The following is a 246-nucleotide window of genomic DNA, read 5'->3' as shown; positions in this document are numbered from 1 at the left end:
TATGAACTTCCTTCTGACTGTTTTGTGTATTGATGAGTTCAAATCAATGAAGTCTGTTTCTGGTTCCATGAGTTTTATTTGTGTTTATGGGACAACCAATCAGCTATTTACGATCCTTGAAGATCGCAGACTTTACAAACTAACTCAATACTTCCTGCACTTTCCTAGAAAAGCCCGTTTAAAGGGCAATTACCTAGTGATGGACATGAATGCCAGCTATTGTCAGTTGCTTAAAACAGTCTTTCC

The 246-nt window shown here is 37.8% G+C and carries 1 protein-coding gene; it reads left to right on the top strand.

Annotated features, from left to right (window positions below):
• The coding region (locus DVW06_RS16980; RefSeq protein ID WP_137264928.1) for a transposase at window positions 1-246 on the top strand (246 nt) is incomplete at both ends.

Origin of the sequence: Enterococcus sp. ARL09-542 (assembly GCF_005234805.1) — a bacterium.
GTDB classification, from domain to species: domain Bacteria; phylum Bacillota; class Bacilli; order Lactobacillales; family Enterococcaceae; genus Enterococcus_D; species Enterococcus_D gallinarum.
The sequence above is the reverse complement of the archived record's forward strand: the minus strand, read 5'-3'. Positions and strand labels throughout refer to the sequence as shown.